Raw genomic sequence first — 15,645 nt, forward strand, 5'->3', positions numbered from 1 at the left:
TTAAAAATCTGCACGCGACATTAGAGCTGTTGCTTGTTTCAGTAAGGTTACTTTTTGTTGATAAAATAAAGACGTCTATTCGACATTTATATGACAAATGGCAGCTGTGGATTGAATCGAAGAAAACGCAGTGTGAGCTTTGTCACACTGCGTACTGGATTTTAGTGATGGCCTTTGCTGACTCCACCCGTGGCGCTTGGCAAGTTGATCCGGACATTTTGCATCATGCCCTGATCTTCATGATCCAGAATATGACAGTGCAATACAAAATCACCGATATAGCGCTGGTATTTAGTGCGGACTATCACAGTGTAAGATTTGCCCATGGCATTTTTTACCCACAAGGTATCTTTCCATTTACCTTTTAGGCCTCTGTACTGAGGATCTGGAAATTTTTTGCTGGTATCAAAATCATCCACAGCGTCATCGCCACTGACGTCTTTGCCATTTGGATCCAATACAGCTACCACCTGAAACGGATTCACATGAATATGAAACGGATGGCTGGCCAGTTTTGAAGTTAAAATCCATTCGTCCGTATTACCTAAAATCAGGTCGCGGTCGATACGACCAGGTTTGTAAGGTTCACCATCTATTTCAAAAAGGGTCACTTTTTCCTTAGTTTCGCTATCCACCACTGTCTCGATATTAAACTCCAGATGCTGTTTATTTGGGGTTTCCGGCAAATCCTGATGTGGCACAAAATGACTTAGTTTCAGGCCTGCCTGCAGATCGCTTATCACGGCATTTTGCATATCAGGGCTGATATTCACTTTTGCGCTTTGGATCAGTTGCTGACCTATAGTAGAGGTCACTGGCCCTGCTGAATTTGCCACTTGTACTATGCCCAGCAGCTGCGGTTCTGAAGGCGTTTGATCAACGTTGGCCGACGCTGCGGCTGCATCGTCTATGACACAATATTGCCCGCCTTCAGGAAACATCATCAATGTATCCCAGCGATAACCCGGCTGAAATACAGTGACTTCAGTGGAATCTATTTCGCTGAGCGTTAAGCCATCTGCTGCAATTTGATGCTGTGGCACTAAAGCACCGGTACAGGATTTTTGCAGTAATTTTTGCTCATCAGCAGCAGAAACCGGGCCTTGCAACGGCTGGCCAGTCAGTTTTACGACTTTTAAGTTAATACTATCCCGCACCCCGGCATGCACCATACGCCAGCGTTCGACCTGACCTGCTTTGGCGTCGGCAAAAAAGGGTTGTACTGCACCATTGATACTGGTGTAGCGGCCAGATTTACTCCAGCCGCCCGGACCAAATCCGGCGTAATCCCGTATCTCACCGACATCAGTCGGATCACAGATATAAGCACCATTTGGGTCCATTTTCAGCTTTGGCTTTTCACCTGGTTTGGTCGGTTTGGTGTAACAACCATATTGAATTTGCTGAAACACCATGGTGCGTTCTTTAAAGGTCTGGTTGGCAGAGCTGGTTAACAACAGATCGATGTCACCAGTGCGGTCTTTCGTCGGCTGGCGGGTGCCCTGAATAATTAAAGCGCCGGCCATACCACTGGCCACCTGAATGGCTGTAGAGCCGTGACGGTGGGGGTGATACCAGAAGGTACCAGCCGGATGATCAGCCGGAATATTGTATTCGTACTGAAAAGACACAGTAGGGTCTATCGATATCAGCACGTTGTCACTGTTGCCGGCTGGATTAATCCATAAGCCATGGGTGTGCATATTGGTACCGTTAAAGCAGTGTGGCACATTGACGCCTTTCTCATGACTGATACAACTTGGATCTGCAGGCAACTTGTTGTTTAAGGTTGCTCTGATGGTTTCGCCAGGAAATACCCGCAAAGTAGGAGCGACAAAAGGCGCTTTAGGATCAATTTTACTGCCCTGATAGCTGCGTAAATTCACCTTATCCCAGCTGTTGGTGTTCGGGTTCCACAACTGACTGGGGGTAAACACAACATCCCAGTTCAGACTGGCTTCATCAGGTTGTGGCGCGCCGGCTTGTTGTTGTGCTTTGGTCAGTGGTGCCAATAAGGCTCTTTTAATATCCAATAGGGGCGGGTCTTGCAAGGGACGAGGTTGATCGGCCTGCAATACAAAACTGCACAAAGCAGCCCCTGTAAGTGCAAGACTAACTGCACGGCGAAGAATAAGGTCTGGCATAAAAACTCCTGTGTGAATGACATAGGACAAACCCGGAATACTCCGGGTTTTGTCTGATACCTGTGTTACTTAGCTGGTGCTGTTTCCAGTCGGATTTGTTCGACAGTGAGGCCACTGTCTGAAAGGGTTTCTTGCACTGGGGTTGCGCTGTGGTCTGTAGGTACAAAATGTACCATCAGATCAGCCGCTGCAGTGCCCAGTTGTCTGGCCTGTTTTGTTACTGTGTAGACCAAAGTTCCCATATCACCTGTGTCATGACCTTCGTGTGCATGATCGCCAATGCCAAAGTAACTGATGGTGGCTACATAAAGCTTTTGCTTCGGTTGTTTTTCACTGCTCAGATAGACTTTGTAAGTAACAGCAGGCATGCCCTGCATTTTTACGCCTTGTAAAATCAGATAGGTATTGGCTGAAGGTACTGCCAGAGCTGAAATGTTTTCTGCAGCCTTCAACTGAGCTGGCTGCTGCGGATCCAAAGCCACCTGGGTGGTTAAACCTTGCAGCGTCACCACTTTATTGCTGTTGACCGGAGCATGAGCTTTGAATGCTGTGGCTGCCTGACTCAGTAGTTGTTGCTCTTGTTTCTGTCCAGGCTGAACAGCGCAATTCATATCTTTGTCGTAACGCACCGGAATTTTCCCTGGAGTAAAGACATCGGCTATGGTCATACTGACTTTGTTACCATTCTCATCGGCGAAGCTATAGCTGGTGCTAAACCAGTTTTCTGGCATACCTAAGTTCGCTTTGGCCCAGGCCAAGTCTATGGTTTTTCCAGCTGCCTTTTTATTCAGCCAGCACTGCCATAAGCGGTCTATATTGGCGTGGTGCATATAAAATACCGGATCGTTACCTGCAACGGGCACAAAACCCATATTTGGTATGCCGCAGACTTTGCCTACAGCACAGTGCATAGTGCCGTGTGGCTGGCCTTGCAGGCTGTCAGAGAAACCAGTAAAGGTATTGTTTTCAAATGCTTGTGCTGCGCTGGCGTCATCAGGGTCCATGAAGGTGGTGCCTTCATTTAATCCTGGAGTACGAAATGGATCATACAAAGAGCCGGCTTGCTGGCCTTTTACCAGAAGCGGCAGTTCCATGCGTTTCGCATCAGGAGTCACATTTTGCAGATAATCCCAGTAGGGCAATGAAAAACCGGCATCACCCACATGTTTTCTTAGTGTTTTTTCATAGAAATACAAATACATCCTGTGCCATGGCAAAAACTCAGAGGTACCATGCTGGCAGGTGCCCCAAACATCTTTGGTAAAGCCATCTTCAGGCACAGTTACATTGGCCAGATGAGCATAGTATGAGTTGCAGGTCGCTTTATCGTAGATCTTCAGGCAACGCTGCATTCTGGCTTCTGTGTAAGTCTGCAGATTGGTTGCATGGGGCCCGGTACCGAAATAGCCATGGGTATTAGCCCAGTAGGTAAAACTGGTGCGAAAATCAGCTGAGGTTGGATTAGCCTGACCCGCAGCTTTCATCCGTTCTATACCTTGTCGCAGAGCTTTTACCTTGGCAGCGTCGGCGGAGAAATCTTTTACGCTGATACGATAAGAGCCGTCAGCAACAGCTTGTGTGCAGTACAGCAGCAGAATACTCAAAGCCAGCTGCAGGCCTCTGTTTTTGTTAGGTGATTTTTTGAGCAGAGCGGAACGCATACAAGGATCCTTTTTGTAGTGTAAACATGATGCTTAAGTTTCTATCGTAGAAACATTAGCTGGATTGGCTACAAAACCATAGTCCCTTTTTTTGATAAATCAAATGCGAAAGAATTTATTTCAGTTGTTGTAAGCTGAGGTGATACGAAGCTGAAGCTGAAAAATAGTTTCAGCTTAATTTGGCGAGGTAAGCAGGTACTATTTTAGCGGCCGGACCATAATACCCTTCGGCGAAATCACCACGGGTGGCTTCCATATTCAGCTCCACCGTATGAGCGCCTGACTCTGCTGCTATTTGTACAAAACCAGCAGCCGGATAAACCTGGCCTGAAGTGCCGATAGAAATAAATAAATCAGCCTGCATCAGCGCATCTACACATTCATCCATCTGATAAGGCATTTCACCAAACCATACAATGTCGGGTCTAAGCGGCTGTGGTGTTCTGCAACAGTGGCATAAGTCAGTGGCAGTTAAATCTTTTAGCCAGCTTTGGTTTTTGCCTGTCACAGGGCATTTCACTTTTTGCAGTTGACCGTGCATCGCAATAACATGCTCTGATCCAGCCCTTTGGTGCAGGTTATCCACATTTTGGGTGATCAATAAAAAGCGGCCACCTTTGGCTTTATGCTGCTGTTCAAACTGCGCCAGAGCCAAATGAGCCGCGTTAGGTTTTAGTTTTGCGTCCAATAACTGTGCACGGCGCAGGTTATAGAACTGATGTACCAAGACTGGGTCGCGTTGATAGCCTTCAGGTGTGGCGACGTCTTCTATCCGATGGTTTTCCCACAAGCCATTGTTATCCCTAAAAGTTTTAATACCCGATTGTGCAGATACGCCAGCCCCTGTCAGCACAACTATGTTGTTAAATCGCATAAATCAGAACCTTTGTTGCCGTCAGAGCAAAAGTGTTTTGTTGATGGCCTGGATTATTCAAAGCCTTGCTTGTTGTATGCTACTGCCAACTTCAACGGAGAACCAGATCATGAACACTATTCTTGCAAACACTATCCCTGTGTTAGGGGCCGGTACTTTTCGTTTAAAAGGGGATGATGCCTATCAGTCAGTGATCACCGCTTTAGAGCTGGGTTACCGCCATATAGACACAGCTCAGATTTATGGCAATGAGCAGGACGTAGGCCGCGCTATTCGCGACAGCGGTATAAAAGCCAAAGAGCTTTTTGTCACTACAAAAATCTGGACTGAGTTTTTAAGCAAAAACAAACTTAAAGCCAGTCTGGAACAAAGTCTGGAAAAGTTGCAGCTGGATAAAGTTGATTTAACTTTAGTGCACTGGCCTTTGCCGGATGCTGTTCTTGTGCAGTCTTATGTGGAAGCTCTGGCTGAAGCTAAACAAGCTGGCTTAACTGGGCTGATGGGCTTATCCAACTTCACCATTGCGCAAACTAAAGCTGCGATAGATGCAGTGGGTGTGGCGGAGATAGCCACCAATCAGGTGGAAGTGCACCCGTTTTTACAAAACCGCAAACTGGTGGAGTATTCAAAGGAGCAGGGCATTCAAATTACCGCTTATATGCCTTTAGCTTATGGCAAGGTTTTGACTGAGCCTTTGATACAACAAATAGCGTCAGAGCATCAGGTAACAGCGGCACAAGTGGCATTAGCCTGGTCATTACAGCAGGGTTTTGTTGTGATCCCATCATCGACCAAAAGAGCTAACCTGGCACAAAACTTAGCGGCTGTAGAGCTGAAGCTAACGGCTGGGAATATGAATGCATTGTCTGGGTTAGACAGAAACGAGCGCCTTGCCAATCCGGATTTTGCGCCTGACTGGGATTAATCGTTTGTACAAAAGTAGCCTTTAACGACACAACAAAGGAGCCGGATCTGGCTCTTTTGTTTTAATCAGCTTTGGTTCTCACTCTCACTCTTGTTTCAATTTTATCATATTCATTGTTTCTTTATTTTTACTCTGCTATTTTCCTCTGTATGAGCACTGAAGCTGACCTATAGTTACAAGGCTTTGAGTCATTTTTGGTTGAGCTTGTAATAGCACTTGTTATTGCAGTTCAACAAATCAAGCAGGAGTTGTATGCCAAGCCCGTCGTTAGCCTCGTTAAGTGATTATATCGATCAGTTACTTGAAGCTATTTGTGTAGTGGATGCCAATGGCCACTTTTTGTATCTGAGTTCCGGCTGTGAGCGGATCTTTGGTTATCAAAGTAGCGAAATGATTGGCAGGCCTATGATTGAGTTAGTGCACCCGGACGACAGGGAGCGCACCTTGCTTGCTGCCAGCGAAATTATGGCTGGTGATCAGAAAATTGATTTTGAAAATCGTTATATCCGTAAAGATGGACAGATTGCTTATATCCAATGGTCGGCTCGTTGGTCTGAAGATCAAAAGGTGCGGGTGGCTGTAGCCCGTGATATCACCAAACATAAACAACTGTTAGAGCAGTTGCAGCATATTGCCTTTTACGATCCACTCACCCAATTACCCAACAGAGCCTTGTTTGACGACCGGTTGCAGCAGTCATTAGCGCGCGCCCGGCGTGAGCAAGGCATGTTGGCTTTGTGTTTTGTTGATTTAGATAAGTTTAAAGAAGTGAATGATCAGTATGGTCATGCCGCTGGTGATTTGTGTCTGAAAAAAGTAGCAGAGCTTCTGCTGTATTCAGTGCGTGAAACCGACACAGTGGCCCGTTTAGGCGGGGACGAGTTCGTTATTGTGATGGATGCGGTGACAGAGCCATCAGCCGTAGTCAGCACCTTGCTGCATCTTTTAACTAAACTTCAGCAGCCTTTTTTATTTGAACAGCACCAGCTACAACTCTCCGCCAGCATAGGTATAGCTTTATTTCCAGCGCATGGTCAGGATCAGGCTTGTTTGTTAGCAGCGGCTGACCGGGCTATGTATAAGGCTAAACAAGCAGGAGGTAATCAGCTTTACACTGCACCAGACCTGCCACACTCAAGCGGGAAAAATTACGGTTAACTTTGTTCTTATTGCTGTTAAACTTTTGTTTTTCATGCAGTTGAGCTATGTATTCTTATGTCCTTACCCCGTCGTATCCATCGTATTTTAGGCTGGTGTTTAATTCTGCCATTTTTTGTCTGGGCTCTAACTGGCTTAGTATTTTTTATAAAGCCCGGTTATCAGGCTGCGTTCTCTTATCTTGTTGTTAAAACTTACCCCATCAACACTGCTATTCAGCTGAAGCCGCAACCAGAGTGGCAGGAAATCAAATTGCTACAAACTGTGCTGGGCACCCATTTGATGGTGAAACAGGCAGGCAGCTGGCAGCAACTGAGCCCGAAGGATTTTACAGTGCGACCCCAACCTTCGGCTGATGACTTACAACTGCTGGTTAAAGACGCAATCAGTGTTGATCCAAAGCGATATGGCGAACAACTGCTGAAAACAGAGCAGGGTTTTGTCACAGATACCGGAGTACAGATCCAACTGGACTGGGCCAGCTTAAGTCTGTCACAGCAAGGAAAAGATACTGAATTAATTAACAATTTGTACAAAGCTCATTACCTGCAATGGACAGGACAAAAAACTCTGGATCAGGTACTGGGTGTGCTTGGCTTAATCTTACTCATGTTGACCACAGTAGTGGGTGTCAGGTTACTGATCCGTCGTTGTTAAAGACTGCTTAGTACTTAGGCCGTAGCAGATTTAAAAAAAGTTCCATCTTAATGAAAATTGTTTGCAAACAAGAATGATTCTCGATAGCATGCGCAGCAGGATCAGCGCCGATACCGAAAACCTTGTTGTTAACACTCTATTTTCATAGAAGGACTTTATTCGATGGCTTTTATCACCGCTAAAAAGCATCAGCAGGTGGCCCGTTTTAATACCACTTTGTTAGCTTCAGCTTTCGCTTTGGCGTTACCGGCAACAGCAACTGCTGATCAACAAAATACTGCAACGCAAAATGACACTCAACTGGACGCTGTGGTTGTTACAGCAGATGCAGTGGAAGCAAAATACAAAGCTGAAAAAGCAAGTTCAACCAAGCTGACTCAGCCTTTGGTGAACACTCCACAAACTCTGGTTGTGGTGAAAAAAGAGTTGTTCCAGCAACAGGCTGCAACCACCTTGTCCGATACCTTACGCAATACACCTGGTATCACTATGCTGATGGGTGAAAATGGTAACACCGCCACTGGTGATTCCATTTTTATGCGTGGTTTTGATACCCAAGGCAGCATTTTTGTCGATGGTATCCGTGATTTAGGCACCATCAGCCGTGATACTTTTAATACTGAACAAGTTGAAATCGCCAAAGGCCCTGCCGGTGCTGATAATGGTCGTGGTTCTTCTTCCGGCTACATTAACTTGTCGAGCAAGCAAGCCACACAAGAAGAATTCACTACAGGTAATCTGACTTTAGGTTCTGGCTCGCACAAAAGAGCCACTGTCGATTTGAATCGTCAGTTATCTGATACCTCAGCCATTCGTGTGAACCTGTTAAAACAGGATTCAGGCGTTGTAGATCGTGATGAAGTGGAAGATGACAAAACCGGTATTGCCACTTCTTTGGCCTTAGGTCTAGGCACAACAACCCGTGCTTATTTAAACCTGTTTCATGTTGATCAAAAGAATCTGCCAGACGGTGGTATTCCAACTGTAGGTTTGGAAGGCTATTACAACGCTGCTTTTGATGCTGACTCTAGTACAAATTTCCCTAATGGTGGCCCTAACGCCGGTAAAACATTGGCTCCTGTGGATACCAGCAATTTTTACGGTTCTAAAAATGACTTTGACGATGTCAAAGCTACTATGGTCACAGCCAAAATTGAGCATGACTTAAGCGATAAAACCACTATCCGTAACACCTCACGTTTTGGCCAATCCACGCAGGATTATTTACTGACTGGTGTAAATGCCATTACGACGACAACGGGCACTGGTGCTGCTGCGGTAGCTATCGCAGATCCTGCTGACTGGACCATTTCCCGCAGCCGTCAGGGTAAAGATCAGCAAAACCAGATCTTAACCAACCAGACCCAATTGACAACTTCTGTAGAAGTGGCTGGCCTTACGCACGATATCAGTTCAGGTATAGAGTTTATTTATGAGAGTCAGCGTAACAATACCCTGGCTTTGCCTGCAGGTACGACTCAGGTGGCAGCTAACTTGTACAACCCAAGTACGGATGATGCTTTTGTTAATCCGGTGCATACCGGTGCCAGCACTGATGGCAGTACTTTAACTTCGGGTATCTACTTACTTGATACTATTCATTTAAACGAGCAGTGGCAATTAAACGCCAGTGCGCGTTTTGAGCACTACAAAACTGAAACCGATATAGTGACTATTCAGGGTACCTCAACACCACAGAATATTCCTGTAGGCACTAAGCTAGGTTCTGCTGTAGAAGCATCAGACAATCTGGCCAGCTACAAACTGGGTGCTTTATATAAACCTGCAGCAAACGGCAGTGTGTATTTGTCCTATGCCACCAGCCAGTTACCACCGGGTGGTGCTAACTTTACGTTAAGCACAACAGCCAACAACATCAATAATCCAAATCTGGATCCACAAAAAGGCACCAATTTAGAGTTGGGTACTAAGTGGGATCTGTTGGATAACAAACTGGCGGTGACAGCTGCAGTGTTTGAAAGCACGAACGAAAACGAAATTGCCACGGATCCGGATGGCACTGCACTGCAAGTAGGTGAGCGTCAGGTGCGTGGTATTGAGTTAGGTGTAGTGGGTGCTATTACCTCAGCCTGGCAAATCAGTGCCGGTGCCGCTTATATGGACTCTGAAATTAGCCGTGGTAATCAGGCTGGTACCAACCCTACAGATGGCGGTGTGATCCAGTGGACACCTGAAGTGACCTTCACCTTATGGAATACCTATGAGTTGCCAATAGGCCTGACCTTAGGTGGCGGCGTGCGTTATGTTGATACCGTATCCCGTTCCAGCAGCACTACTTTAAATCTGGCGAAGACTTCAGTAGTTGAAGTACCGGAATATTGGGTGGTAGATGCCATGGCTTCTTACCCTGTAACTCCTTATGTCGATGTGCAGTTGAACGTATATAACCTGTTAGATGAGGAGTATATGTCAGCTCTGAACAATGGTGGCTCGCGTTATTATCTGGGCACACCACGTTCATTCCGTTTGGGTGTCAATGTACAGTTCTAAATAACAATACCCTTCCTGCGTGAAGCTGCAGCTTTGTTGACTGCGCTCACTCGCCCCAGTCACATAGGATCTTCTATGCTCCTGGGGTCTTGCGAGCTTGTCGCCGCCCTGCAACATCACGCAGTTTGGGTATAAGCCTCTTGATTGAGGCCCTTTGCAGGATTTCAGCATGTTAATCCATATACCGGAAGTTCTAAGCAAAGCCCAGGTGGCAGAGTTCAGGCAATTACTTGATGCAGCAGACTGGACTGACGGTCGTGCTACCGTTGGGCCACAAGGTGCTTTGGTTAAACAAAATAAACAGTTACCCATCGAATCCCCGCTGGCGAAACAGTTGGGGGCTGTAATTTTACAAGCCTTGTATCAGCATCCGCTTTTTATGGCGGCTGCCATTCCGCTTCGCACAGTACCTCCTTTATTTAACAGCTATCAGGGCGGCGAACATTATGGTTTGCATATCGACGGTGCTATCCGTGGTTTGCCTGGTTCTGGTTTGAGTTTAAGAACAGATTTGTCCTCGACCTTATTTTTGTCTGAGCCTGATGACTATCAGGGCGGCGAATTGCAAATCATGGATACCTTTGGTTTGCATGAAATTAAACTGCCTGCCGGAGATTTGATTTTATACCCGTCCAGCAGTTTGCATCAGGTATTGCCTGTGACCAGTGGCGAGCGGGTATGCAGCTTTTTCTGGACCCAAAGTATGGTGCGTAACGATCAACAGCGTTCAATGTTGTTTGAACTGGATCAAACCATACAACAGCTACGCTCACAGCATGGCGACACGGCAGAAGTGCTGGCGCTCACCGGGCATTACCATAACTTAGTGCGTTTATGGGCTGAGCTGTGAAACGATCTGTCTCGTTGTTTTTAATGGTGCTGATGGTGCATTTGAGTTTAATTGCTGCTGTGGTCAGTCAAACCAGTGAACCTCAAGCCAAAGCGGTCGAAAAAGCCATTGAAGGAGTTATTATTCCGGCTCCTGTAGCACCACAACCAGAAAAACCTAAACCTAAGCCAGTTCAGCCTGAACCTGTTAAAAAGCCAAAGCCCAAACCGCTGAAACAGAAAAAAGCTGAAGCGAAAAAAGCAGTGGCTAAGCCAAAGCCAGCACCGGTAAAACCAGCACCAGTGGCAGAAGCTTCACCTAAAGCTGTCAGTGCACCAGAACCTGTGGCGCAAGCGGCAAATAACAAAGCTGCTGCTAAGGCATCAGAACCTGAACCTCAAGCAACACCACCAGTGGCCTCTGCCAATAAAGCACTGAATAAAGCGCCTCTGTATCCGATGTTATCGCGCCGGTTAAAAGAGCAGGGCACAGTCTATTTACAGGTGTTGGTGCTGAAAAACGGCAAAGTAGGGCAGTTAAAACTGAAACAAAGTTCGGGTTTTGCACGACTGGATCAATCGGCATTAAACGCAGTGCGCGGCTGGACTTACCAACCTGCGCTGAAACTAGGCCAGCCGATAGATTACTGGTTTGTACAGCCTGTAGTTTTTAATTTAAATTCAATTCATTAGCGAGTAAATCATGCAAGAAAATCCCTATGGCGTTGCCGCACTCTGGGCACAAGGCGACTTTGTTATCAAAGCTGTGGCTGTGATGCTGTTGCTGATGTCTGTCGCCAGCTGGTCTGTGATTGTGATCCGTGCCATCAGTTTATGGCGCTTAAAACGTATTAGCAGAGCCAGCAATGATTTCTGGCATGCGCACAGTTTTACCGAAGGTTTGCGGATCTTAAGTTCAGCCGATTCAGCAACAGGACCTATGAATCCGTTTCGCTATATGGCTGATGAAGGCCAGGCAGCTTTGGATCACCACCAAAGTCATCAGCAGGATTTACATGGCAATTTACCTTTAACCGAGTGGCTGACCTCCTGCCTGCGCGGCGCCATAGATGAAAGTGCTGAGCAGATGCAAAAGGGTCTGGCCATTCTGGCGTCTGTCGGCTCAACTGCGCCTTTTGTCGGTTTGTTTGGCACCGTCTGGGGTATTTATCATGCACTGGTGGGTATTGGCGTGTCGGGACAAGCCAGCATCGACAAAGTCGCTGGCCCTGTTGGGGAAGCGCTGATCATGACGGCTTTTGGTCTGGCTGTGGCTATTCCTGCTGTGCTTGGTTACAACGCTTTGCAGCGTGGTAACAAAGATGTGCTGAATAAAATGCATCGTTTTGCTCATCAGTTGCATGCCTATTTTCTGACAGGCGCAGCGCCAAAAAGCAGCAAAGTGGTAGTGCCATTAAAGGAGGCAAAATAAATGGCTTTTGGTGGCGGTTTTGATCCAGACAATGAAGTGATGAGCGAAATTAATATGACACCGCTGGTCGATGTGATGCTGGTGCTGCTGATTATTTTTATTATCACAGTGCCGGTGTTGACTCACAGCGTGAAGGTAGATTTACCTCGTGTCAGCAATGAAAAGCAGGAAATTAAACCTCAAACTGTCACTTTAACAGTCAAAGCAGATGGTGTTGTATTTTGGGACGATACGGCTATTGATGCTGCTGCGCTCGAGCTAAAACTCGCTGAACAAGCGCAAAAGCAGCCGCAACCTGAAGTGCATATACGGGGTGATAAAGCCGCGCCTTATGAACATGTACTCAAAACTATGGCGGCTGTGCAGCAATCGGGTTTATTAAAGTTAGGCTTTATCAGCGAACCAGCCAGCTAAGCGGGTTGTTTTGCTGTTCGGTTTTTTGCATAAGCTACATCGATAAAATTAAATTGCATGCAATTTAATTGTTAGGCATTATGTTTGCACTTTCAGTCGAACAGTGTAGCCCGAACATCAGGGCGCTACAGAGGAACATCCAATGTTGAACCCAATTTTTGATTTAGCAGTCACCAACATCAAAGGCCAGCAGGTCGAGTTAAAAGACTATCAGGGCAAAGTGCTGCTGATTGTGAATACCGCCAGCAAATGTGGTTTTACGCCGCAGTACAAAGGCCTAGAAGAGCTGTATAAGAAGTACAAAGATCAGGGCCTGGAGATTTTAGGTTTCCCTTGCAACCAGTTTGGTAAGCAAGAGCAGGGCAATGAAAACGAAATCAGTGAGTTTTGTGAATTGAACTATGGTGTGTCTTTCCCAATGTTCGCCAAAGTTGATGTTAACGGTCCGGATGCTTCGCCTTTATTTAAAAACCTGAAACAACAAAAACCAGGTTTATTGGGCTCAGAATCTATCAAATGGAACTTCACTAAATTTCTGATCGGCCGTGACGGTAAGGCGATTTTACGTGCAGCTCCACTAACCAAACCTGAAGATTTAGAAACTGAAATTCAACAAGCTTTAGCGGAAAAATAAGCTCTGTGAATGAACGGTAGATTGTAGGGACGACCTTTATGGTCGTCCGTTTTTGCGTTTAAACCCATTTAGCATTCAAAAAAAGCCCGCAGGCATAAAGCCTGCAGGCGCAAAGTACACAAGGCTGGGATCGGTTACGCAAAGACCTGTCTTTTTTGCAACCTGTGCGTCGTACTGTGAGAACGAAGCAAAGTGTGCGCTTGTTCTAACAGCTGTGCCTTGATTTAAAACAATAAAAGCAAAGCTTCTTCTGGCTTTATCATGACTGTACTTTTTAGCTTTTAGTCCTACTTTTGTTAAAAAAGTAGGGCGCAAAAGCCAGCTGTAATTTTTTTCGTACTGAAAAATGCGGTAGCCACCAGCATCTGCGGATAAGTGTTTTGAAGTGCTGATCCAGCTTGTATGGGAAACTATGTAGATCTTTATTATCCAGCTGCAATTTAAAAAGCAAATAGGCTAAATGGAACAATAAGATATGCCGCCACAATGGACGCAAAGCAGGATAAGCCTGTTGTTGCTGTAACTCTGTGAAAAAATGTTGTAATTGCTGCTGATGCTCAGCTTTGACATTAAAAGACGCACTGGCCTGATGCTCACGGTACCCATAAAGTGGTAAACGCAAATGATACAAGCGCTCCGCCGCCTGATACAAAGCGGGTATAGCCATCACATCCTCACAAAAGGCGATACCAGCAGGGAACTGGAAATCAGATACCATTTTTTTGCGATAAACTCTTAGCCACGGAAACCACTGGTTTACTTTAAAGACCTCTGCGACTGCTTTGTCTTTTTGTAGCCAGCCTGAACTGCGATGCAGATAACGGGGTTTGGCATCATTTAGTACACAGCTATCAGTAAAGCGTTTATAACCCAGTTCAATCAGGTCCGGCTGATGCTTGTGAATAACCTCCAATACAGCCTGGATATAACCCGGCAGCATTAAATCGTCTGCATCAATAAAACCAATATAGTCGCCAGTTGCATGCTTGATGCCGTTGTTTCTCGCCACACTGACACCGGCATTTTGTTGGCTCAGCAGCAGGTAGAGTTGTGGCATAGCAGAGGCTGCGATATGCTGCTTTGCAAGTTCAAGGCTACCGTCGGATGCGCCGTCACAGACTAAAACCACTTGCACTCTTTCTATCAGTTGCATTTCAATAGAGTGGAGTAACTGCGGTAAATAGCCAGCTACATTGTAGAAAGGGACAATAACAGATAATAGGGTGTCTGATTGCATAGTCCGGATACCCATTGAGCGGGGATAAAGAAAACGCAATTTTATCAGTCAGCAGGGGTCTTAAACGAAAGGGTAACAGTTAGTAACTAAAGCCCTAAAACTTCTTACATTCAGGGGCTTTTGATGAAAAGATCGACGTTGTTTATCTGATGCTAGCGTTGAGATCTCAGAGTTTCCTTTTCAGTGTTAACTTTTACTGCTTTTACACTTGCTTTAGCCTGAAGATTTCTAAAAACTGACGCCTCCTCTTTTTGCTGTTCAGGTTGTTATTAAAGGTTATGAAAAGTCTTGCTCACTCTGCTTCCGATCATCCCGCTAAAGGGATCCTCTTTATGTTGCTGGCTGTTGGCATGTTTTGCGCTATGGATGCCTGCATGAAGCAGCTGACGCAGCATTATGGCCCTATGCAAATTACCAGTTTGAGGGCTTTATTCGCCTGGCCATTAATAGTGTGTTGGTTAATAACAACCAACAGAGTGCAGCATTTACTCAATTCACGCTGGTCTTTGCATCTGCTAAGGGCAGTGCTTGGCATAGTGATGTTGTCCGCTTTTGTCTATGCCATTCAAACCCTGTCGCTCTCTGACGCTTACGCTATCTTTTTTGCTGCACCACTGTTAATCACCGCTATGTCAGTCTGGTTTTTAGGGGAGCATGTGCAATTACGCCAATGGGTGGCTATAGGTATTGGCATGCTGGCGGTAGTCTTTATGCTCAAACCTGAAGGCGATCAATTACTGAGTTTGGGCGCGCTGGCGGCTTTGGTGTCGGCGCTTTGTTATGCCATCTCAGCTATTACGGTACGGGTGTTATCCCGTACTGACAATAGCGGCAATATGGTGTTTTGGCTGATGACCATGATAGGTGTTGGTGCCGGAGCTTTGGCTTATCCGGACTGGGTGGCCTTGTCGTCCGATCATCTGTGGTTATTTGCGTTGATGGGGTTAAGTGGTGCTATAGGTCAGGTGTTTATTACCGAAGCCTTTCGTTTAGCTCCGGCTTCTGTGATTGCACCTTTTGAGTACACGGCGCTGGTTTGGGGTTTAGGTTTTGATATTTTGTTGTGGCAGTTGTATCCGGATTTATCTTTGCTGATTGGCGCCGGAGTCATTATGGCCAGTGGTTTGTATCTATGGGCACAGGAGCGGCGTTGGTAAAACAACAGAACCC

General features: G+C 46.1%; 14 protein-coding genes. 10 read left to right on the forward strand and 4 right to left on the reverse strand.

The annotated features are described in order from the left end of the window. Window positions 1–161: 161 nt before the first annotated feature. The 3 genes from LSG34_RS12190 to cobB all read right to left on the reverse strand — a co-directional run bounded on the left by LSG34_RS12190 (window position 162) and on the right by cobB (window position 4,679). Window positions 162–2,144 carry a multicopper oxidase family protein gene (locus LSG34_RS12190; protein WP_233009378.1) on the reverse strand — a complete coding sequence of 661 codons (1,983 nt, stop codon included), beginning with the start codon at window positions 2,142–2,144 and terminating at the stop codon, window positions 162–164. Window positions 2,145–2,209: 65 nt separating this feature from the next. After that, window positions 2,210–3,805, reverse strand: coding sequence for a tyrosinase family protein (locus tag LSG34_RS12195; RefSeq protein WP_233009379.1), 1,596 nt, complete (start codon window positions 3,803–3,805; stop codon window positions 2,210–2,212). A 169-nt stretch (window positions 3,806–3,974) separates the two neighbouring features. After that, the gene (gene cobB / locus LSG34_RS12200) at window positions 3,975–4,679 is read right to left on the reverse strand and encodes a Sir2 family NAD+-dependent deacetylase (protein ID WP_233009380.1); all 705 of its coding nucleotides are present in this window, start codon (window positions 4,677–4,679) and stop codon (window positions 3,975–3,977) included. Window positions 4,680–4,788: 109 nt separating this feature from the next. On the opposite strand from cobB, the gene dkgB reads away from it, so the two are divergent. The 9 genes from dkgB (at window position 4,789) to LSG34_RS12245 (ending at window position 13,238) form a co-directional block, all read left to right on the forward strand. Next, on the forward strand, window positions 4,789–5,604 hold the full coding sequence (gene dkgB / locus LSG34_RS12205) for a 2,5-didehydrogluconate reductase DkgB (RefSeq protein WP_233009381.1): 816 nt from the start codon (window positions 4,789–4,791) through the stop codon (window positions 5,602–5,604). A gap of 252 nt (window positions 5,605–5,856) precedes the next feature. Next, window positions 5,857–6,762, forward strand: coding sequence for a diguanylate cyclase domain-containing protein (locus LSG34_RS12210; protein WP_233009382.1), 906 nt, complete (start codon window positions 5,857–5,859; stop codon window positions 6,760–6,762). A 57-nt stretch (window positions 6,763–6,819) separates the two neighbouring features. Next, window positions 6,820–7,419: a PepSY domain-containing protein gene (locus LSG34_RS12215; protein WP_233009383.1), complete on the forward strand. Its 600-nt coding sequence runs from the start codon at window positions 6,820–6,822 to the stop codon at window positions 7,417–7,419. A 162-nt stretch (window positions 7,420–7,581) separates the two neighbouring features. Beyond that, window positions 7,582–9,930, forward strand: a complete 2,349-nt coding sequence (locus LSG34_RS12220; RefSeq protein WP_233009384.1) for a catecholate siderophore receptor Fiu — start codon at window positions 7,582–7,584, stop codon at window positions 9,928–9,930. A 169-nt stretch (window positions 9,931–10,099) separates the two neighbouring features. Next, window positions 10,100–10,780: a Fe2+-dependent dioxygenase gene (locus LSG34_RS12225; RefSeq protein WP_233009385.1), complete on the forward strand. Its 681-nt coding sequence runs from the start codon at window positions 10,100–10,102 to the stop codon at window positions 10,778–10,780. After that, the gene (locus LSG34_RS12230) at window positions 10,777–11,451 is read left to right on the forward strand and encodes an energy transducer TonB (protein ID WP_233009386.1); all 675 of its coding nucleotides are present in this window, start codon (window positions 10,777–10,779) and stop codon (window positions 11,449–11,451) included. Before LSG34_RS12225 ends, LSG34_RS12230 begins: the two co-directional genes overlap by 4 nt. Window positions 11,452–11,461: 10 nt before the next feature. Next, complete coding sequence (locus LSG34_RS12235) at window positions 11,462–12,190, forward strand: MotA/TolQ/ExbB proton channel family protein (RefSeq protein WP_233009387.1); 729 nt, start codon at window positions 11,462–11,464, stop codon at window positions 12,188–12,190. Further along, complete coding sequence (locus LSG34_RS12240; protein WP_233009388.1) at window positions 12,191–12,604, forward strand: ExbD/TolR family protein; 414 nt, start codon at window positions 12,191–12,193, stop codon at window positions 12,602–12,604. A 142-nt stretch (window positions 12,605–12,746) separates the two neighbouring features. Further along, window positions 12,747–13,238 carry a glutathione peroxidase gene (locus LSG34_RS12245; protein WP_233009389.1) on the forward strand — a complete coding sequence of 164 codons (492 nt, stop codon included), beginning with the start codon at window positions 12,747–12,749 and terminating at the stop codon, window positions 13,236–13,238. A gap of 274 nt (window positions 13,239–13,512) precedes the next feature. Here LSG34_RS12245 and LSG34_RS12250 read toward each other — a convergent pair whose 3' ends face one another. After that, window positions 13,513–14,475, reverse strand: a complete 963-nt coding sequence (locus tag LSG34_RS12250; protein ID WP_233009390.1) for a glycosyltransferase family 2 protein — start codon at window positions 14,473–14,475, stop codon at window positions 13,513–13,515. Window positions 14,476–14,753: 278 nt separating this feature from the next. Here LSG34_RS12250 and LSG34_RS12255 point away from each other — a divergent pair, with 278 nt between their 5' ends. Next, window positions 14,754–15,632, forward strand: a complete 879-nt coding sequence (locus LSG34_RS12255; RefSeq protein WP_269822885.1) for a DMT family transporter — start codon at window positions 14,754–14,756, stop codon at window positions 15,630–15,632. Window positions 15,633–15,645 lie beyond the last annotated feature (13 nt).

It is taken from the genome of Rheinheimera faecalis (assembly GCF_021290965.1).
Classification (GTDB): Bacteria; Pseudomonadota; Gammaproteobacteria; order Enterobacterales; family Alteromonadaceae; genus Pararheinheimera; species Pararheinheimera faecalis.